Origin of the sequence: Tepidibacter sp. Z1-5 (assembly GCF_037844525.1) — a bacterium.
Lineage (GTDB): Bacteria > Bacillota > Clostridia > Peptostreptococcales > Peptostreptococcaceae > Tepidibacter_A.
In genome coordinates this window covers 1-21,851 of the sequence record NZ_JBBMMD010000010.1, presented here as the reverse complement: position 1 = coordinate 21,851, position 21,851 = coordinate 1, and the positions used below count along the sequence as shown (strand labels likewise).

Genomic DNA, 21,851 nt, shown 5'->3' with positions numbered 1-21,851 from the left:
GAACTTTTAGGATATTCAATAAGATGTAATTCCTAGTTTTATTAAAAACATTTAACACGTTTGCGGTATTTTGATACCCTTTATTTTGGGGTTAAGCACATTATTCTCAATACCTTATCTTCTACTTCTCTTCCTCTTGATTATTTCTTTAATATCATTTACCTCTTGCATATTTAAAATATTCGCAACTACAAAGAATACTCCAGCTCCAATTAATGTATCAACTGTTACTTGAATTATCTGTATAGTCTTATCATTAACATCAAAATATTTATTAAATATTACATTTAATATAACTATTACCACACCCATAACAATAGATGCAATCGTAGATTTGAAGAAAGAAGAAACTATTTCTTTTGAGTTTATTCCATCCATTTTTTTGCCTAAAGTTTTAAATAACATAGTCATATTTACAAAGCTTGTTATAGAATATGCAAGCGCTAATCCATTTACCTTTAAAGGTGTATAATAAGCTAACAATAAGCTTAGTATTATATTTCCAAACATAGCCATAAAACTTATTTTTACAGGGGTTTTGGTATCATGATTTGCATAAAAACCTCTTGTTAAAAGCTGTACTCCACCTTGAAAAGCTAGTCCCAATGTATAAAAAACAAGTATTGTAGCAGTTACCATTGCATCGTCTTCATTAAAAGCACCTCTTACAAATAATAATCTTATCAATGGTACCCCTAAAGTCATAAGACCTACTGCTGATGGTATTGTAACAAAGAATATATTTCTCATACCCATGGCAAAAGTATCTCTAAAATCACTTATTTCTCCTTTTGCTATTTGAGCAGTTATAGTTGGAAATATAACAGTTGATATACTCATAGCAAAAATACCAAGTGGAAGCTGCATTATTCTATTTGCAAGTCTTAATGCTGTTATACTTCCCTTATCAAAAGCCGAAGCTATATTTTGATTTACTACAAGGTTTATTTGAGTAACAGATAAACCTATCATAGCAGGAACTATTAGCTTAAATATTTTCTTAACACCAGGATGATTTAGATCAAATGTAAATCTATAGTGTTTAGCCTTTTTAGATACAAATATAAATTGATATAGAGCATTTGATATAGCACCTATAACAACTCCTATGGCCATACCTCTTATCCCAAATCTAGATGTTAAAAATATAGTTCCATATATAATACCAAAATTATACAGTATAGGTCCTATTGATGGAGCATTAAATATCTTATAAGAGTTTAAAACTCCAGTTTCAAGACCCGCAAGTGCAGTAAATGTTACAGCAGGAAACATAAATCTCGTAAGTTCTATAGTAAGATCCAACTGTTCTCCTTGGAATTTATGAGCTACAAGCGGAACTAAATATTGCGCAAATGTAATCCCTAAAATAGATAGTACCATCAAAAGTAGTACAGTTATATTTATAAAAGTAGAAGCAACCTTCCAAGCTTCCTCTTCATCTCCCTTTGATAAATAGCTAGTAAATACAGGTATGAATGCAGAACTTAAAGCACCCCCTATTAAAAGATAATACATCATATCAGGAATAGTAAATGCTGCAAAGAACGCATCAGTTTCTACTCCTATACCAAATTTATTGGTCATTATGATTTCTCGTATAAATCCTAGTAGTCTGCTAAGTATCATTATTAACATTACAAATACTACTGTTTTAGTTGTTGTTTTTTTGTTATTTTTCATATAGTACTCCCTCTCGTTATATGTAAGTTACTATGTAATTATAATTTTATCTTATTATTGTGTCAACTACAGTATTTCTCTAACATAAATTACAAGCCATCAAGCTTTTATACGTCTTAGCTTGATGGCTATGCTACACTTATATTTTAAATTTATTTATTTGATCATTTAATTTTAAAGATAATTGTGTGAGTTTTTCTGCATTATTTGCTACGTCTTCTACTGCCATGGATTGCTGTTCTACAGATGCAGTTACTTCTTCAGACGAAGCAGCTGTTTCCTCTGATACCTCTGAGATATTTTCTATAGACCTTACAATTTCATTCTTATCGTAAATCATATTATTAATAAATTCATTTACATCATTTATATTGATTGCAATACTTTCTATTCCATAAGATATTTTTTGAAATGCACCGTTTACATCTACTACAGATTTTGTCTGCTTTAAGGATATCTCTTTTACTTCATTCATCAGTTCTACTGTATTATAACTTTCTTTTTGAATATCTTCTACAATTTCTTTTATTTTATCTGTTGCTTCTCGTGATCCTTCCGCAAGTTTTCTAATTTCATCAGCAACCACTGCAAATCCTCTTCCTGCCTCTCCTGCTCTAGCTGATTCTATGGATGCATTAAGTGCTAATAAGTTTGTTTGTTCTGCTATAGATCTTATCGTTTCTAATATTCCACCAATATTATTGGATTTCATACTCAATTGCTTTATTGCCATTTCTATATTATCAATAGATGTATTATTTAAATCCGTATTTTCTTTTAACTCTTTCACTACTTCCACACCTAATTTATTTATTTCGCTTACTTCATTTGCCTTTTGGTACATATTTTCACTATTATTTGTTAATTTTGTAAACTTATTATCTAAATTAGAGGAAATTTTTGCTCCTTCTCCTGCATCTTGTGCCTGCTTAGTTGCTCCCATTGCTATTTCTTCAATTGCTCTTGCTATTTCTTCTGCTGAAGCACTTGTTTCCTCAGATGTTGCTGCTAAATTAATTGCAGACTCTGATACCGCTTCACTTACTTCTTTTGAATCTAACAAGAGGATTTTAACATTTTGTACCATTGTATTAAAGTTACTTGATAATTGTCCAATTTCATCCTTTAACTTAATATCTGATTTTACCGTAAAATCTCCCTGTGCTATAGAGTGTGCACTTTCTTTCAATATAGAAATATTTTCACTTAAACGATTTGCATACATTACGATACCACTAATTACAATAAATAAACTTATTATTATGGTAATAATTATATTTTTTACTAAGTTTTTTAGAGGTGCGTATAATTCTTTTTGTGGAATAGTCAATGCAACAATCCATTTTGTTTGTGGAATTCTTGCATAATATATCTCATTATCTCCATTTTTATCTTTATAAATGCCATTTCCTTTTTCACTTTGTACTAATTTTTTCCCAATATTAGCAAGGCTTTTATTAGAATCATTTAGAACTTTTACTTTCATAACCTTTTCCTTATCTTTATCTGCAATATAAGTTCCATCTTCGCTAATTAAAAATGCCCTTCCTTCTATTCCTACCTTTGTATCCTGAATCATTTTTTGAATGCTCCCTAAATTTGTATCCGCTGTAACAGCTCCTATGAATTCACCATTTTTATTATAAAGAGGTACTGAAGTTGTAATCATAGTAATATCTGTTGTTTCATCGTAATAAGGAGTTGACCAAATAGAAGTGTCCTTTATGTTTTTTACACCTTGATACCATTCATATTGAAAATAATCATATTTTTCATTACTATAACCCATTGTTAGGCTAATTTTATCATTGTGTTTATATGCATATGGTCCAAAATATTTTTCATTATCATTTAGCATATATGGTTCTAACCATATACCAGAACCAAATGTTTCTTCATTTGTAGAAACAACTTTTTCAACCATAGATAAATAAGTTTCTTCTTTTCCTGTTTCAATAGAAGCTTCTACAGCCTTTGCTAGTCCTAATGCTAATTGATTGTGCTTAGATAATCTCTTTTCAATGTTTTCTATCACATAATCTAACTGATAATTCATCTTTTTGCTTATTTCATCGTTTATAATAGCTTTCGAATAAAAATATCCTAATATTGCCAATGTAAGCATTGCTACAATAACTAAGGGAATAATAATACTTAACATTGTACTTTTTATAGTTTTAAATTGTATCATTGGTCTATACCCCCTGTATAATATACTTTAACTTAGAATTGAAATTTTTTTAATTTCAATTCTAAGTTAAGTTTTATAACCTACTTTATCAAACTATATATTTACATAATCACTATTCTTTATTATATATTTTCTAAATCCCAATATTATACTACCCTTTTCTTTTTTTTCCTTTAAATTTATTTTTTCTATTATCAGTTTTTTTATTGTTTTTATTATCAAACTTGCCATTACTCTTTTTATTAGGTCTGCCGTTCAATTTATCATCTGATTTTTCACTAAATTTGCCTTTAGATTTATCATCGAATTTACCCTTTGGCTTATCATTTGACTTTCTATTATTTCTAGTCTTACCACTAGTTTTTTTATTAAATTTACTATAATCTTCTTTTCTTCTAGCACCTCTTGGCTTTATTAAGCACTTAGGACCAAAACCTATAAGATCTTCTCTTCCAGCTTTCATCAAAGCTTCATAAACCAAATCATAATTTCTAGGATTTCTATATTGAAGAAGAGCTCTTTGCATAGCTTTCTCACTCTTAGTCTTTGGTATATATACCTTTTCCATAGTTAAAGGATTCAGTCCTGTATAAAACATTGTCGTAGATAAGGTTCCAGGAGTTGGATAAAAATCTTGAACCTGTTCCGGTTGATATTTAATATCTCTTAAATACTCAGCAAGCTCTATAGCAGTATCAAGTGTACTACCTGGATGACTTGACATTAAATAAGGTATTATAAATTGTTTCTTTCCTAATTGATCATTTATCTTATAGAATTTTTCTCTAAATTTATCATAAGTCTTTCCTGCTGGTTTTCCCATATACTTAAGAACCTTAGGAGATATATGCTCAGGAGCTACTTTTAACTGTCCACTGACATGGTGTTCTACTAATTCTCTAAAGAATTTATCACTCTTATCAGCCATTATATAATCATATCTAAGACCTGATCTTACGAATACTTTTTTAATATTAGGTAATTTTCTAAGTTTTCTTAGAACTCCTAAATATTCACTATGATCAACATCCATATTCTTACATGGACTTGGAGATAAACATTGCTTATTCTTACAAGCTCCTGATTTTAACTGTTTTGCACAAGCAGGATTTCTAAAGTTTGCAGTAGGTCCACCAACATCATGAATATATCCTTTAAAGTCTGGATACCTAGTTATTTCCTTAGCTTCCTTAATTATAGATTCTTCACTTCTACTTTGAACTATTCTTCCTTGATGGAATGTTATAGCACAAAAAGAACAACTTCCAAAGCATCCTCTAGAACTTACTATACTGAATTTAACCTCTTCAATAGCAGCTATCCCACCTTGTTTTTCATATATAGGATGGTAGTTTTTCTGATAAGGTAAATTGTATACCTTATCTAGTTCTTCTCTTGATAACGGCATTTGAGGTTTATTTTGAACAAGATACTTATTGGCATGCTTTTGCACAATCATAGTTCCCGTTATAGGATCTTGTGCTTCATATTGAATCTTAAATGCTTTTGCATACTCAACCGTATCTTTAAATACATCCTTAAAAGATGGTACCTCTACATAATCCTCATACAACTCTTCTTTTTCATCTACTATATAACAAGTTCCATCTATATGTCTTATATACTTTATATCAAATCCATCATTTAAGTTATTTGCAAGCTCAACAACAGGTCTCTCTCCCATACCATATATAAGTAAATCTGCTCCACTATCTACAAGCATTGATTTTCTAACTTTATTTTCCCAGTAATCATAATGAGCAAATCTTCTAAGACTGGCTTCTACTCCACCTATAATTATAGGGATATCTTTATATACCTCTCTTATCTTATTGCAATAAACAATCGTAGCTCTATCAGGTCTAAGACCCATCTTTCCACCTGGAGAATAAAAATCTTTTTCTCTTGCTCTTTTACTAACCGTGTAATGATTTACCATAGAGTCCATATTCCCAGAGTTAACCAAAAATCCAAGACGTGGTTTTCCAAGCTTTTTAAAATCATCAGTACTTTTCCAATCAGGTTGAGCTATTATTCCAACCTTATATCCTTCATTTTCTAATACCCTAGATATTATAGCCGTACCAAAACTGTGGTGATCAACATATGCATCACCAGTTACTATTATAAAATCTAATTCGTCCCAACCTCTATCTATCATATCATTTTTACTAATAGGTAAAAATTTATTTTGTGTCATACCAATTCACCTGCCTGTTTTTATTCAAACATAATTTTATATGCTTTGAGTTCCCTAATAGGAGCCAATTCTTCATCTTCTTTTGCATATTCAAGAAGTTTCTCACTAATCTCTATTGCTTTTATTAAATCTTCAAGAGCTAATTCATACATTCCAAGCTTAACATAAAAACATGCTCTATTATAATATAAAACTGATGTTTTAGGGCTATTTTTTATCCCTTCACTTATAATATCCTTAGCTTTTTTATATTTCTGTTGTCCCTTGTATATAATACTTAAGTTCAAATAAGAGTAAGGATTTTCTTTATCCCTTTTTATACACATTTCATAATATTTTATAGATTCATTTTCTCTTCCTAGCTTTTTAAGTATAACTCCCATATTGAAAAGTGCTGTAAAGTGATTAGAAATAATTCCTAAAGCTTTTTTAGTCATTTCATAAGCTAATTCATTTTCATCCATTTCTTCATACAATGAACCTAAATTAGTATATGCCCAAAAATCATCCGGATTAAGTTCTATAGCCTTTTTATAATTTTTTATAGCATCTTCACTCTCTTCTATCTCATCATAGGCACTAGCTAAGAAAAAATAAGCTCTATCGTATTTATCATCAATCTCAACAGCTTTCTTATAATAGTCAATAGAAGTTATATACTCTTCTTTATTATCATATAAAACCCCAAGTCCAAAATAAGCTCTAGCTTCATTTTTATCTATGCTCAATACTTCTTCATACTTTTGTTTTGCAAAATCATAGTTTTCCATGTCATCGTATGCAAGAGCCATATCTAAAAGTAGATCTATATCTTCACTACCACCTTCTAAATCATAAGCTTTGTTGTAAAAATTTATAGCCTTAATAAAATTTCCATCTTCACAGAATTTATTGGCAATATTTTTATAATTATTTATCATATAAGTATTTTTCATATTTTGTACCTCTCTAATGTATTATATTACCCATTAATTATATCAATAGTTAGATATTTTACAACATTTTTAGAGTTTTAATCTAATTTTTTCTTAAATTTAATCGAAAATATACATAATAATAAAGTTCCAAATATCAATAAAACAACTACATCCTTCATTAAATAGCTAAATCCAATACCCTTTAATAGGAACATCAAACCATAATGTTCCAAAGAACAATGATATTATAAAATCTATACTTCCTATTAAAATATAAGGTATCATCTTACCTATTATAAGTTCTGATGATTTTATAAGTGTTACTATTAATAATTCTAAAGTCCCTTTTTCCCTTACAAGAGAAAAAGCCGTAAGCCTCACAGTTATATTTTGCATAATAAATTTTAGTATTTCTTTTATAGATTTATGTTTATTATTATCCACTATTAACTTTAAACTATTAAAAGCAAATTTCCCTGTAAACACATCAACAAAATCCAAAACTGCAAAATGTAAAATATCTTTCTTTTTAGGAAAATACCTAAATAAAGTTACTTCTGCAACTTGTGCTCTTTGAGCTATTTCTAAAATTGTCGTAGCTAAAAATAAAAAGAATCTTCAATCGAAGATTCTCTTTAGAGAATTTTTTTAATCACACATTATTTCTTCTTTAGGTATTAATACTCCACAAAAACCATTATAATTATCTACTAAATCCTTATATTCCTGAGGCAATTGTTTTCTATTATTCAAAATTTCAAGAACTTTTTCAACCTGTTCTTTTATATCCTCAATCTTCTTTATCCCTTCATATTCATCTTCTAGTAAATATCTAAGTATATAAGCGTATCCATAAGAATATAAACCTATTTCTTTTAAGTACATCATATCTTTATAACTTAATCTATGCATTGATAATCCCCCTTTTTATTTATCCGAAAGCTAAGAGTTCTAATACACCCCCTCTTAAGGCTATAGATAAGAACTCTACATTTTCTGGATTGGTTCAACTAAAATTCAGTTTGAGTAAAAACTCCATCTGAATTAAGTTTCACTTTATATAATACTTATCCAACAAGTATCCAATTAAAACTCCTACACTGTAACAAACTAAATCTGACCACAAAAACCCAAACCCTAAAACTAATCCCCCAAGTGTAGTTCTTCTTATATTATCTATAAACACGCCATGATATAGTTGACTTATTTCTATACAGTAACTAAATATCAAAGAATATATAGTAATCTTTAATGTACTAGATTTATTAAATATAAATGCCATTATAAAAAATACCATAAGACCCCATAAGGTATCAGGAAGATATGTTTTGATAAAAGTTGGCATACTATCTACTTTTCTAGATAATAATCCCATCATTATAACTATGATTATAAGAATAAAATACAAATATCTATTTCGCTTATCCATTCTACACCTCCTTAATTTTATCTATGCTGTATTTAACCGGCTTATACAATAAAACCAAAATTATAAATACTGGTATAAAACAGAATTTGTTAATAATAAACAAAAACTTTATAAGTAAATAAGATATATTATCTGATCCGTATATAACAGTAGGTCCATCAGCTCCTCCTATAACCCCTATTGAATAAGCTTCTTTTGCACTATGTATATATCTTATTAAACTTATAATCATGGACATACATAAAGAAATTATTAAGTGTATTTTAAAATCATACTTTTTTATAATACTATACATAAAAGCTACCCCTTTAACTATTTGATTCTTAATAATTTTATTTTATCATTTAATTCAGTAATGTTCCATATTTTGTAATACTAATTGCTGTTTTACTCTTATTGGATATTTAGGTTTATTCATTTATAACAATCATTATCAAACCTAAACTAAAAAATGGCGCTCATTAAAATGTTAGCTACTAAGTAGCGGTATTTTAATGAGTGCCATTTTTCAATTAACCGCATTTGTATTTTATAGTTTCAAAAAAAGAATCCCCATAATTGAGGATTCTTTTAGTTTTTCTACTTTTCTTTTATTGCAATTAATAACTCTCTATCAGAAACCACGTCAGCTTCCTTTACATAAACCTTATCTATTATCCCATTACTTCTAGAAACTATAGTAGTCTCCATCTTCATAGCCTCTATTATTATAACAGGTTGATTTTCTTTAACTTCATCCCCCTCGTTAACTAATATCTTTACCACTTTTCCAGGAATACTAGCACCAACTTCAAATTTGTTATCAAGGTCAGCTTTAAGAACTGTTTTTACATTCATTGCAAAGTTTTTATCTTCTATTTCAACTTCTCTTCTCATACCATTCAATTCAAATGTAAGTGTTCTCTTTCCATCTTCTTTAGCATCTGCTATTTCTACCAATTTTATAGTTAAAACCTTACCAGACTCTATTTCTACTTCACACTCTTCACCCTTGTTTAATCCGTGGAAGAATACATCACTTTCAAGCTTCGATACATCATTGTACTCTTTAAGGTGAGACAGATACTCTTCATATACCTTAGGATATAAGCAATAGCTTATCACATTTCTCATATTAGTTTTCATATTAAACTTTTCATCTAACATTTTCTTAATTTCATCAAAATCTACATCTTCTAAAAGTTCTCCTGGTCTTACATCAATTGGTTTTTCTCCCTTTAATACAACCTTTTGAACATCTGCAGGGAATCCACCTTCTGGTTGACCTATCATTCCTCTAAAGTAATCTACTACAGAATCTGGGAATGAAACTTCCGCTCCTTTTGTAGCTATGTTTTCTTTATCAAGACTATTTTTAGTCATAAATATAGCTAAATCTCCAACTACTTTTGATGAAGGTGTAACTTTTATTATATCTCCTAAAATTTCATTGGCTTCTTTATAATTATCTTTTACTTCTTTAAACTTATTTCCAAGTCCTAAACTTTCAACTTGAGGTTTTAAGTTAGTATATTGTCCACCAGGTATTTCATATTTGTATATTTCCGATGATGATGTTTTTAAATCACTTTCAAATTTAGAATATACATTTCTAAGTTCTCTATAGTATTCTCCTATTTCGTATATTCCTTCAAGATCTATTTTAGTATCTCTACCTGTATTTTTTAATGCTTCTACTAAACTGTTCATAGACGGTTGACTTGTAAGTCCTGCCATAGATTCAACAGCAGTATCTACTATATCAACTCCAGCTTGTGATGCCATAAGAAGTGTTGATAGTCCATTTCCACTAGTATCATGCGTATGAAGGTGGATTGGAACTCCTACTTCTTCTTTTAATGCCTTTACAAGTTCATATGCTGCGTAAGGCTTTAAAAGACCTGCCATATCTTTTATAGCTATCATATTAACTCCCATTTTTTCAAGTTCTTTAGCCATATTCACATAATATTTAGTAGTGTATTTAGTTTTAGTAGGATCTAGTATGTCTCCACTATAGCATATAGTACCTTCTACTAGACTTCCTGTATTTAAAGCTTCGTATATAGGTAGTCTCATATTTTCAACCCAGTTTAAACTGTCAAATATTCTAAATATATCAATTCCTTTACTTGATGATTCTTTAATAAATTCCTTTAACACATTATCTGGATAGTTTTTATATCCAACAGCATTAGATGCTCTAAGAAGCATTTGGAACATTATATTAGGTATATTTTCTCTAAGCTTTTCAAGTCTTAACCATGGCGACTCTTTAAGGAATCTATATGCAACATCATAAGTTGCTCCTCCCCACATTTCAAGCGAAAATAAATCATTCATATTATGACTTACTGATTTTGAAATTTTTAAAAGGTCGTTAGTTCTTACTCTAGTAGCAAATAATGATTGATGAGCATCTCTCATAGTAGTATCAGTTATGAATAGCTTCTTTTCATCTTTAACATACTCCATAAACTTTTTAGTTCCAAGTTTTTTAAGTAAATCTCTAGAGCCATTATTCATTATTATAGATTCATCTACCTTAGGTGCTTTTGGCATATCAAAATCTTTTTTAATTTCTTTAGCTTCATTAATTGTTACATTCCCTATAAATTGTAAAAGCTTAGTTCCTCTATCTTTACCTTCTCTTATTTCAAATAATTCATCTGTTTCATCAACAAACTTAGTATCACACTTACCCTCTACAAAATCAGGATGATTTAATACATTTACCAAAAATCCTATATTAGTCTTAACCCCTCTTATTCTAATTTCCTTTATAGATCTTAGCATCTTTCTTATAGAATTTTTAAACGTTCTATCCCAAGATATAGTTTTAACCAACAAACTATCATAGTGAGGTGTTATTTCAGATCCTGTAAATCCATTTCCTCCATCAAGTCTTATACCAAAACCTGATCCAGTTCTATAAACATGTATCTTACCTGTATCTGGCATAAAGTTGTTCTTAGGATCTTCTGTAGTTATTCTACACTGTATCGAATATCCATTTAACTTTATATCTTGTTGAGACTTTATATTTATTTCTTCACTATTTAATGAATAACCTTGAGCTACAAGTATTTGACTTTGAACTATATCAATTCCTGTTACCATTTCAGATACAGTATGTTCAACCTGTATTCTAGGATTCATCTCTATGAAATAATAATTTTCATCAGCATCAACTAGAAACTCTAAAGTTCCTGCACTATGATATCCTACGTGCTTTGCAAGTTTTAGAGCATCTTCACATATTCTATCTCTAACATCTTCACTAAGTCCAAATGCAGGAGCAAATTCTATGATCTTTTGATGTCTTCTTTGAACAGAACAATCTCTTTCATAAAGATGAACTATGTTTCCATTTTTGTCTCCAAGTATTTGAACCTCTATGTGCTTTGGCTTTTTCAAGTACTTTTCTATAAATATACAAGCCTTACCAAAAGCTTTTTTAGACTCACTAACAGCTCTATCAAACTCTAACGCTAAATCTTCTTCCCTCTCTATTACTCTCATACCTCTTCCGCCACCACCATTAGAGGCCTTAAGCATAATAGGGTATCCTATTTGTTTTGCTATTCTAATTCCTTCTTCTGCTGTTTCAATAGAATGATCCACTCCAGGTATTGTAGGTACATTTGCTTCTTTAGCAACCTTTTTAGAGTTTATTTTATCTCCCATTCTATCCATAACCTCAGGAGATGGTCCTATGAACTCTATACCATTTTCTCTACACATTCTAGCAAACTCAGCATTTTCTGATAAAAAACCGTATCCAGGATGTATAGCATCTACATTCTTTTTCTTTGCTATATGAATTATAGATTCCATATCTAGATAAGCTTCAATAGGCCCCTTATCTTCTCCTATTAGATATGATTCATCTGATTTACTTCTAAAAAGACTATACTTATCTTCCTTTGAATATATTCCTACAGTTCTAATTCCAAGCTCTGAACAAGCTCTAAATATTCTTATAGCTATTTCTCCTCTATTAGCTACCAATACTTTTTTAAATTTTTTAATCATCTCTACGCCCTCTTTCTTCGAATTATATCTTTATTTTATCATATATTGTTCGTATTTTCCTGTATTTCTTATATTTTTCTTTTACTTAATCCATATTATTATCATATTAATTTAAATCAAAACTTGTTTTTTAAATCTTAAACATTTCTTATGTTTATATTTTCTTCTTTATTTAATTAATTTTTTAAGTGTTTATGCTTTATTTTATTAACTCATTTCATTATATTCTTAATTAAATAAATTGTCAATCATTCAATACGTTCTTATTGTTCAATTTATTCATATAATTATTCATTCACCTTTAAATTAAAATCAACATAAGTTAATTGTAAATACTTATTCTTTAAAGTAGGTGAATAATTTAATGTTTAATAAATATAGATTTTTAATAGCGGGAGTTAATACCAAGGTCCCACTTAAAAATAAAAAGATGGTTAATTATATAAACTTCGATAATGCTGCTACAACTCCACCTTTTATGTCTGTACTTAAAGAAATACTTTCTTTCTCAAACTGGTATTCCTCCATTCATCGAGGCAAGGGATATAAATCACAGCTTTCTTCCGACTTATACGACGAATCCAGAGATATAGTTGCTAATTTCGTAGGAACAGATATAAATGATAAGGAAATTATATATGTAAAAAATGCAACAGAAGGTATCAATATGCTTTCTAATATACTTTCTAAAGATAACAATAACTCTGTTGTTTTATCAACTTGTATGGAGCATCATTCTAACGATTTGCCATGGAGAAAAGGAAACATTGATTATGTGAAAATAGATAATTTAGGAAGACTTGACTTAAATGATCTAGAAGAAAAATTAATTAAATATAATGGAGACGTAAAACTTGTTACAGTTACAGGTGTATCCAATGTAACAGGATATAAGAATCCAATACACAAAATAGCTAAAATAGCACACAAATACAATTCAAAAATACTAGTAGATGGAGCTCAACTAGTTCCTCATACAAAAGTAAATATGAAAAATATAGATTCACCAGAACATATAGATTATTTAGTTTTTTCTGCTCATAAAATGTATGCACCTTTTGGAAGCGGAGTATTGATAGGACCTAAGTCTACATTTCAAAACAACGGTCCTGACTATGTTGGAGGTGGAACAGTAGATATTGTTACTCACGAAACTGTCATCTGGGCCGATCCTCCAGATAAGGATGAAGCGGGAACTCCTAATTTAATGGGTGTAATAGCCCTTACAAGAGCAATCAAGACTTTATCATTAATAAATATGAAAAATCTAGAAAAATACGAGGATAACCTATTAAATTACGCTATGAGGTTTATGAAAGATATTCCTGATATAAAAATTTATGGAGATACTGATAATATAAAAGACAGAACCAGTATTATTCCATTTAATATTGAAGGGATTTCTCATGAAGCAGTAGCAAAAATACTATCTTTAGAATACGGAATAGGTGTTAGAAATGGGTGCTTTTGTGCTCAGCCTTATATACAAAACCTTCTTAATGTATCAAAAGAAGAAATAAAAGAAAAAATGTTAATTCCTAATTCTCCAAAACCAGGAATGGTCAGAGTAAGTTTTGGCATATACAATGACTTTAATGAAATAGATGTATTAATAAAAGCTTTATATAAGATAGCTAATAACAAACAACATTATATAGATAACTACGAAGATAAAAATGCGATTCACAGATGTTAAAATTCGTCTACTCGCTAACGCAGTGACTCATATCGCCAACAATCCCTACGGTCTTTATTGCTCAAAAATAGTTGTAAATATAGCTTTATTAAAAGATTATCCATAGATTTAAAATCATCTAATTTTCTACTCATTAAAAAGGGTTTAGTATATATTTAAATATATACTAAACCCTTTTAATTTTCGCTTATAAACTTTAGATAACTTTCTATATTTCTTTCCATTTTATTATCACCTGGACTATAATATATAGAATCCTTTATATTATCAGGTAAATATTGTTGTTCTACATAATTATTCTTATAATCATGAGGATATTTATACTGTACACCCCTACCTAGATTCTTAGCACCATTATAATGGGAATCTTTAATATGATTAGGTATTTGACCAACATCTTTTGTATCTAGTTCATAAAGAGCCTTATCTATAGCTTTATAAGCAGAATTTGACTTAGGAGAAGTGGCAAGTAATAAGGTTGCTTGAGCAAGGGGTATTCTAGCTTCCGGAAACCCCAATTGATTAGCACTATCTACGCAAGACTTTACTATTGTAATAGCATTTGGATAAGCCATCCCTATATCCTCACTAGCAATAACCAATAACCTTCTGCATATACTTATAAGATCTCCCGCCTTTATAAGTCTTGCTAAATAATGTATACTAGCATCAGGATTACTTCCTCTAATAGACTTTTGAAACGCACTTAATATATCATAGTGGCTATCTCCAGATTTGTCATAATCTAAAATATTTTTTTGAGTACATTCCTTAGCCTTTTCTATATTTACAGCTATTTCTCCATTTTCATTTGGATTAGTTGAATACACACAAAGTTCAACACTATTAATAGCTCGCCTTAAATCTCCACCACTTACACTGGCTACATATTCTATTGCATTTTCGTCAAATACTATATTTATATCAAATAAATCCTTTTTTATAATTGATATAGCCCTTCTAATTCCTTGCATTATATCATTTTTTTGTATACTCTTAAATTCAAATATAGTAGATCTACTTAGTATAGCCTTATAAATATAATGATATGGATTTTCTGTAGTACTTGCAATCAATGTTATCTTTCCATTCTCCATAAACTCAAGAAGCGATTGCTGTTGTTTTTTGTTAAAGTTTTGTATTTCATCTAAATAAAGTAAAATACCATTTATACATTCTAGACTATCTAAATCTTTTATAATTTTTTTTACATCTTCTAAAGATGAATTGGTTGCATTTATTTTGTAAAATTTTTTATTAGTTTTATTAGCCACTATGTTAGCAACAGTAGTTTTTCCTACTCCAGGAGGTCCATAAAATATCATATTAGTTATATATCCAGATTTTAATATTCGGCTTAATATTTTATTTTTCCCTATTAAATGTCTTTGTCCTACTATATCATCTATTTCTTTAGGTCTTATTCTATCAGCTAATGGTTTCATATTCCCCACCACTCTCTTGGTATTATTAATTAAAAAAAGCCCTAATATTATTTATTACTTTTTAGTATAAATAACACAGGACTTTAAATAATATTACTTTTTAATTTTATTCAGCTCGTCTAATAATTTAGCATTAAGTATTCTTATATGAGTTCCCTTCATACCTAATGATCTAGAGTCTATAACTCCTGCACTTTCAAACTTTCTCAAAGCATTAACTATAACAGATCTAGTTATTCCTACTCTATCTGCTATTTTACTAGCAACAACTAGTCCTTCCATTCCATCAAGTTCTTTGAATATATGCTCGACAGCTTCAAGTTCTGAATAAGAAAGAGTTCCTATAGCCATTTGAACTACAGCCTTTTTTCTCATTTCGTCTTCCATCTCTTCAGATTTAGCTCTAAGAATTTCTAAGCATACAACTGTAGCACTATACTCAGCTAATACTAGATCTTCATCTGTAAATTCATTATCAAATCTAGAAAGTAGTAAAGTTCCTACTCTTTGTCCGCTACCTATAATAGGAACTATAGTTGTAAACTTGTCAGCACCTTCAATATCATCATTAAATATTTCTAAGAATTTATCTCCAGTTATATTCTCAACAGTCTCTGTAACCTTCATTATATTGGCTGTATATTCATCTGGTAGTTTTTCTTCTCCAGTATCTTTATCAGATATAATAAGGCTTCCTTTGATATCTGATAGATGAGCTCCTAATATTTTGCCTTTTCCACTTATTATATAAGTATTAGTATTTAACACTTCACTTAATATTTCACATAATTGTGGGAAAGAAACAGGTTGTGTACCTGATCTTTGTAATATTTTATTTATTTTTCTAGTTTTGTCAAGTAATTCGCTAGCCATAATATCCTCCTCTTTACACTGTATATCTTACTATATGAAAACAAAAAAAGTTTTTAGAATTTTTATAATTTTCCACACTATATACATGACACATCTGAAATGTTATCACAATTTTTAAAATTAATCAACGTTTTTTAGCTAATTTTCGACTTTTTTTCGTAATCACATTCTTTATTTGAGCATATTATTTTTTTCTCTTTTTTTGTTTCTTTATGAACTAAATACTCGCCACATTTCTCACATTTTTCTCCAGTAGGTTTATTCCACGAAATAAAATCACATTCAGGATACTTATCACATCCATAAAATATTCTTCCTTTTTTACTTTTTCTAATTATTATTTCGCCTTCTTTACATTTAGGACATTTAACGCCAGCTTTATTCAAAAGAGGTTTTGTAGTTTTACATTCAGGATAATTTTTGCACGCTAGAAATTTTCCAAATCTACCATATTTTATAACCATATTAGATCCACATTTTTCGCATATTTCATCTGTTTCTTGCTCTATAGTTATTTTTTCTATTTTTTCCTGTGCTATTTCTATAGCTTCTTCTAATGGCTTATATACCTGTTTTACTACATCCTTCCACGGTATATCCCCTTCTTCAACTGAATCAAGCATATTCTCCATATCTGCAGTAAAATCTAAATCTATAAATTTTTGGAAATTTTCTTCCATTATTTCATTTACTAATAGTCCAAGTTCAGTTAAATACAAACTATTTCCTTTTTTTTCTACATATTCTCTAGCAAGTATAGTCCCTATTGTAGGAGCGTATGTACTAGGTCTTCCTATACCTAGTTCTTCTAAGATTTTAACCAGACTTGCCTCTGTATATCTTGCTGGTGGTTGTGTGAAGTGTTGTTTTGGAATTATATTATCCATCTTAACTTCCATACCTTCTTCTATTTTAGGAATTAACTTATCTTCTTTATTTGAAAATATATATACTTTTAAGAAACCATCAAATTTAAGCTTATGACCTGTTGTTTTAAATATATAATCCCCAACCTTAGCTTTTACATTGTAACTCTCATATACAGCATCTTCCATCAAACTTGATACAAACCTTGTCCATATAAGATTGTATAGCTTATATTGTTCATCACTTAAAGATTCCTTAATTAGTTCAGGTGTTCTATCTATACCTGTAGGTCTTATAGCCTCATGAGCATCTTGTACTTTTTTCCCTTTTCTTTGCTTATTTTCAAAACCTTTATAATAGTTTTCACCTAAATTTTCTAATATATAATCTTTTCCTTTTCCTAATGCTTCATCTGATATTCTATATGAATCTGTTCTTATATAAGATATAAGACCTACTGTTCCTTGACCTTTAATATCTATACCTTCATATAACTGTTGTGCTACTATCATAGTTTTCTTTGTAGAAAATCCCAATTTATTAGCTGCTTCTTGCTGCAGAGCACTTGTTGTAAATGGTTTAGGACCAGATTTACGTCTTTCCTTAACTTCTATATTTTCTATTGTTAAATCCTTATTAGATATCTCATTTAATATAGCATCTACTTGATCTTTATTTTTTAAGTCTATTTTTTCATTTGATTTTCCATAAAATTTAAACTCAACTTCTTTATCTTCTATTTTAGATATTGCATCTATGCTCCAATATTCTTCAGGTTCAAACTTATTTATTTCTCTTTCCCTATCACATATTATTTTAGTAGCAACCGATTGAACCCTTCCTGCGCTAAGACCCTTTCTTATTTTCTGCCATAAAAGAGGACTTATTTTATATCCTAACAATCTATCGAGTACCCTTCTAGCTTGTTGAGCATCTACGACCTTTTCATCTATTTCTCTTGGATTTTTTATAGCTTTTTTTATAGCTTCCTTTGTTATTTCATTAAATTCTATTCTACAGTTAGACGTTTCCTCTAGTTTTAGAATATGAGCTAAATGCCAAGATATTGCTTCACCTTCTCTATCGGGGTCAGTAGCCAGAAAAACTTTTTCAGCTTTTTTAGCTTCCTTTTTTAACTCATTAATAACAGGTCCTTTTCCCCTTATATTAATGTAGTAAGGTTCAAAATCATTTTCTACATCTACCCCTAATTTACTTTTAGGTAAGTCCCTAACATGTCCAACGGATGCTTTGACTGTATAATTTCTACCCAAAAATTTACCTATAGTTTTAGCTTTAGCTGGTGATTCAACTATAACTAAGTTCTTTGCCATTAAGTGCACCCCCACAATTCATTTTATACTATATATTTTATTTCCTAACTCCGTTACTATACCCTTTATTTCTAAAATGTTTAAAATACCTAATATATCTTTTATATTTAGTCTGGTATACTCACAAATAAAATCTACATGTAATGATCCATTATTCTTTAATAAAGTAACTATTTTTCCCTCATCATTAGACAAATCTATTTGATATTCATTTTCTTTTTTTACATTATTATAAACAATATCGTATTCCTCAAGTATGTCATCTACACTGGAAACAAGTTTAGCACCTTCTTTTATTATCTTGTTGCTTCCTTTACTCATAAAAGAATTAATATTTCCAGGAATAGCAAAAACATTTTTCCCATGATCTAAAGCGTAGTTCATGGTTATTAATGATCCACTTTTTTCACTTGCCTCAACTATTAACACTCCATCAGATATACCGCTGATTATTCTATTTCGCATAGGAAAGTATCCTGGTCTAGCCTCTGTTCCAGGTGGATATTCACTCAATACAATTCCTCCACTTTCAATTATATTGTTCATAAGGTGTATATTCTGTTTTGGATAAGGCATGTCTATAGAAGATCCTAATACCGCTATAGTCTTTGAATGTCCATTTAAACAACCTACATGACTATAATAATCTATCCCTACTGCCATACCACTTATTATATTAATTCCAAGTAATGATAGTTCTTTGCTAATTTTAGTTGCACAGAACACTCCATAATTCGTAGGTTTTCTCGATCCTATCATAGCTATACAAAACTCATTTAACAAATCTTTATTTCCCTTAAAATAAAGTATATGAGGTGGATCATATATATTTTTTAACCTCTTAGGATAATTAGAATTATTTATTGTTATGTAATTCATTTCATGTTTTTTTAGATTTTCCTTTATCTGCTCTAAATAAGTCGAACTTCTATAGTTTACTATATTTTTCTTTATTTTTAAACTTATATTTGGTATTTTATATATTTCTTCATCAGATACAATATCAAAATTTTGAATATCAGTAAAATAATCATCTATTTTTTGTATAGTTTTATATCCTATACCTTTTATATGAGACAACAAAAGGTACATATCATCCATATTCATAAATAAACTCCTCAACATTTTATAATTTATTGGATATTATGCACATTTTACATACCATTATACATTAAATAAATTAAAATGCAAAATAAAAAAGTTTTCTTTTAAAAGCTTTCAGTGGTAGACTTTTTTGAAACTCATAACGAAAATTATACTTATCCACAATTCAACGAGGAATATAATTTCCTATTCGTTATAAAGAAAATATCTTCGCTTTATAAAGCGAAGATATTTTCTTTATTCTTTTCCCATATTAAGAATTCATCTAATTCCGATTTTATATTGCTTAATACAAAGTACACTACTATCATATCATCTATATACCCTACATTTTCCATAGAATCGGGTATAAAGTCAACTGGACTTATAAAATAGTTAATCGCTACTATAGCCCATACTATAGATTCTATATTTATATCTTCATATTCATCCGAATAATACACTTTAACTAATCTATATAAATTTTTCATATTGCTAACAAGTTCAACTACTTTTTCTTCATTTTCATTAAACTTCATGTTATTTAATTTATAATCTACTTGTAAAAGTATCTCTTCTATTTTATTAATATCATTTGAATAAATCTGAGCATTTTTTCTAGCATTTTTAAAGTACTCAGAACTCAATATATCTTTAGCTACTTGACTTGGATTTATCATTAAATAAACCATCCTTTCTACATTAATTATAGTAATATTATATCAAAATAATATACATATATATAGCTTTTATATAGATTTAATAACTACTTAATATTATAGTTAAATCTTAACTCAATATCCATTAAAAAACTAATTATTATTTTGAAAATTGAAAAGAATAATATTAAATATATAAAAAAGGATGTGATTTTGTGAGCAAAGAATATAAGGATTCTAACAGATATGATGATTCAATTGGTAAACAAGATAAAGCAGAATATGCCCCAGAATTAACAGCAGATAGTCGATTTTATAGAAAAGAAAAAAGAAAAGATAGTTCTAATGTAAGTATTATGGGATATCTAGCTATTTTTGCTTCTATAGTATCTTTATTTACTTATCCAGTAACATTTGGTGTAATTGGTATAATACTTGGCGTAATCTCCATCTATTCAGGTGCTAAGACACTTGGCTATTGGGCTGTAGGTATAGGAATTGTGACATCTGTTGGAAGTTTATTCTTTAGAGTAGCTCTATTCTCTTATATGTTCTCTATGTTCTATCGTTAAATAATAAAAAAAATGGATATCTCAAGATAATCTTGAGACATCCATTTTTTTTATTTAACGAAACTATATAATTTCAATTAGATATCATAACGAATAAATTCCATAAAGAGTGAATCGAAAATACTATCCAGAAACTATATTTACTTTTATCTTTATAAGTTAAGTATGAATATGCAAATATCATCCCCCCAGAGAAAAATGTTTCTACTGCATACTGAGGACTATATCTATGATTTAAAGAAAACATAAAAGAGGATATAATGACTATCAAATATTTTCTTTTTCTAAGTTCATCCCACATACAACACAATGATATTAGAACCTTTTGATAAATTAAAGTCTCAAAAAAAGGTGCTATAATTACACTTTCTAAAAATTGATTATATTTAGATATAAATATATGCCTAGTTCCGTTATTATCTGATAAAAAACTAAACAAATTCATTCTAGCTATACAATAATTTATAATAAGCATAGTGAATATGAATAATATAGCAGGTAAATTTTTTAGGAAGTTATCTAATCTTTTAAACATACAATTTCCACCTAAACAAAAAAGATTACGTGGCTACGTCCTACTCTCCCAGGGGGCTGCCCCCCAAGTACCATCGGCGCTAAGGAGCTTAACTTCTGTGTTCGGAATGGGAACAGGTGTATCCTCTTTGCTATAATAACCACATATTTGGAGCGGGTGAAGGGAGTCGAACCCTCGCAGCTGGCTTGGAAGGCCAGAACTCTACCACTGAGTTACACCCGCATATTAAAATATTACAAATTAATACCTTCAAAATTGACCAGATTTAAATTAGGTTAAGTCCTCGATCTATTAGTATTCATCAGCTGAACTCATTACTGAGCTTACACCCTGAACCTATCAACCAGGTAGTC

17 protein-coding genes, 1 tRNA gene, 2 rRNA genes and 1 pseudogene are annotated in these 21,851 nt (G+C 29.0%); 2 read left to right on the top strand and 19 right to left on the bottom strand.

What is annotated here, in order from left to right; genetic code table 11:
* Positions 1–114 precede the first annotated feature (114 nt).
* The 10 genes and pseudogenes from murJ to WJW32_RS02440 form a co-directional block, all read right to left on the bottom strand.
* Positions 115–1,683: a murein biosynthesis integral membrane protein MurJ gene (murJ, locus tag WJW32_RS02480; protein ID WP_340254474.1), complete on the bottom strand. Its 1,569-nt coding sequence runs from the start codon at positions 1,681–1,683 to the stop codon at positions 115–117.
* A 139-nt stretch (positions 1,684–1,822) separates the two neighbouring features.
* Positions 1,823–3,874: a methyl-accepting chemotaxis protein gene (locus WJW32_RS02475; protein WP_340254471.1), complete on the bottom strand. Its 2,052-nt coding sequence runs from the start codon at positions 3,872–3,874 to the stop codon at positions 1,823–1,825.
* Between the two features lie 151 nt (positions 3,875–4,025).
* Positions 4,026–6,074, bottom strand: a complete 2,049-nt coding sequence (locus WJW32_RS02470; protein ID WP_340254468.1) for a YgiQ family radical SAM protein — start codon at positions 6,072–6,074, stop codon at positions 4,026–4,028.
* A gap of 20 nt (positions 6,075–6,094) precedes the next feature.
* Complete coding sequence (locus WJW32_RS02465) at positions 6,095–7,009, bottom strand: tetratricopeptide repeat protein (protein WP_340254465.1); 915 nt, start codon at positions 7,007–7,009, stop codon at positions 6,095–6,097.
* 168 nt (positions 7,010–7,177) lie between these two features.
* Positions 7,178–7,477, bottom strand: coding sequence for a hypothetical protein (locus tag WJW32_RS02460; RefSeq protein WP_340254462.1), 300 nt, complete (start codon positions 7,475–7,477; stop codon positions 7,178–7,180).
* Positions 7,478–7,516: 39 nt separating this feature from the next.
* A pseudogene (locus WJW32_RS14865) lies at positions 7,517–7,582 on the bottom strand (TetR family transcriptional regulator); the annotation flags it as partial.
* A 57-nt stretch (positions 7,583–7,639) separates the two neighbouring features.
* Positions 7,640–7,903, bottom strand: coding sequence for a hypothetical protein (locus tag WJW32_RS02455; protein ID WP_340254459.1), 264 nt, complete (start codon positions 7,901–7,903; stop codon positions 7,640–7,642).
* Positions 7,904–8,042: 139 nt separating this feature from the next.
* Positions 8,043–8,420: a ribosomal maturation YjgA family protein gene (locus tag WJW32_RS02450; RefSeq protein ID WP_340254456.1), complete on the bottom strand. Its 378-nt coding sequence runs from the start codon at positions 8,418–8,420 to the stop codon at positions 8,043–8,045.
* Between the two features lies 1 nt (position 8,421).
* Positions 8,422–8,715, bottom strand: a complete 294-nt coding sequence (locus WJW32_RS02445; protein WP_340254454.1) for a hypothetical protein — start codon at positions 8,713–8,715, stop codon at positions 8,422–8,424.
* A 284-nt stretch (positions 8,716–8,999) separates the two neighbouring features.
* Positions 9,000–12,434 (bottom strand): pyruvate carboxylase, encoded by a 3,435-nt coding sequence (locus WJW32_RS02440; RefSeq protein ID WP_340254452.1) that lies wholly within the window; start codon positions 12,432–12,434, stop codon positions 9,000–9,002.
* A gap of 364 nt (positions 12,435–12,798) precedes the next feature.
* Here WJW32_RS02440 and WJW32_RS02435 point away from each other — a divergent pair, with 364 nt between their 5' ends.
* A complete protein-coding gene (locus WJW32_RS02435; protein WP_340254449.1) occupies positions 12,799–14,130 on the top strand; it encodes an aminotransferase class V-fold PLP-dependent enzyme in 1,332 nt (443 codons plus the stop codon).
* A 176-nt stretch (positions 14,131–14,306) separates the two neighbouring features.
* Here WJW32_RS02435 and WJW32_RS02430 read toward each other — a convergent pair whose 3' ends face one another.
* The 5 genes from WJW32_RS02430 to WJW32_RS02410 all read right to left on the bottom strand — a co-directional run bounded on the left by WJW32_RS02430 (position 14,307) and on the right by WJW32_RS02410 (position 20,412).
* Positions 14,307–15,575 carry a replication-associated recombination protein A gene (locus WJW32_RS02430; RefSeq protein WP_340254446.1) on the bottom strand — a complete coding sequence of 423 codons (1,269 nt, stop codon included), beginning with the start codon at positions 15,573–15,575 and terminating at the stop codon, positions 14,307–14,309.
* 93 nt (positions 15,576–15,668) lie between these two features.
* On the bottom strand, positions 15,669–16,448 hold the full coding sequence (gene codY / locus WJW32_RS02425) for a GTP-sensing pleiotropic transcriptional regulator CodY (protein WP_340254443.1): 780 nt from the start codon (positions 16,446–16,448) through the stop codon (positions 15,669–15,671).
* Between the two features lie 134 nt (positions 16,449–16,582).
* Positions 16,583–18,649 (bottom strand): type I DNA topoisomerase, encoded by a 2,067-nt coding sequence (topA, locus tag WJW32_RS02420; protein WP_340254440.1) that lies wholly within the window; start codon positions 18,647–18,649, stop codon positions 16,583–16,585.
* Positions 18,650–18,667: 18 nt separating this feature from the next.
* The gene (gene dprA, locus WJW32_RS02415) at positions 18,668–19,756 is read right to left on the bottom strand and encodes a DNA-processing protein DprA (RefSeq protein ID WP_340254437.1); all 1,089 of its coding nucleotides are present in this window, start codon (positions 19,754–19,756) and stop codon (positions 18,668–18,670) included.
* A gap of 212 nt (positions 19,757–19,968) precedes the next feature.
* Positions 19,969–20,412: a YkvA family protein gene (locus WJW32_RS02410; protein WP_340254434.1), complete on the bottom strand. Its 444-nt coding sequence runs from the start codon at positions 20,410–20,412 to the stop codon at positions 19,969–19,971.
* Between the two features lie 194 nt (positions 20,413–20,606).
* Between WJW32_RS02410 and WJW32_RS02405 the strand changes: the two genes are divergently transcribed.
* The gene (locus WJW32_RS02405; RefSeq protein ID WP_340254431.1) at positions 20,607–20,963 is read left to right on the top strand and encodes a hypothetical protein; all 357 of its coding nucleotides are present in this window, start codon (positions 20,607–20,609) and stop codon (positions 20,961–20,963) included.
* Positions 20,964–21,036: 73 nt separating this feature from the next.
* Here the strand turns inward: WJW32_RS02405 and WJW32_RS02400 are convergent, their stop codons facing one another.
* From WJW32_RS02400 to WJW32_RS02385, 4 genes are all read right to left on the bottom strand, one after another.
* The gene (locus tag WJW32_RS02400; protein ID WP_340254428.1) at positions 21,037–21,498 is read right to left on the bottom strand and encodes a CPBP family glutamic-type intramembrane protease; all 462 of its coding nucleotides are present in this window, start codon (positions 21,496–21,498) and stop codon (positions 21,037–21,039) included.
* Positions 21,499–21,525: 27 nt separating this feature from the next.
* Positions 21,526–21,642: ribosomal RNA gene (rrf, locus tag WJW32_RS02395) — 5S ribosomal RNA — on the bottom strand.
* A gap of 4 nt (positions 21,643–21,646) precedes the next feature.
* Positions 21,647–21,720, bottom strand: a tRNA-Gly gene (locus WJW32_RS02390).
* Between the two features lie 49 nt (positions 21,721–21,769).
* Positions 21,770–21,851: ribosomal RNA gene (locus WJW32_RS02385) — 23S ribosomal RNA — on the bottom strand; the annotation flags it as partial.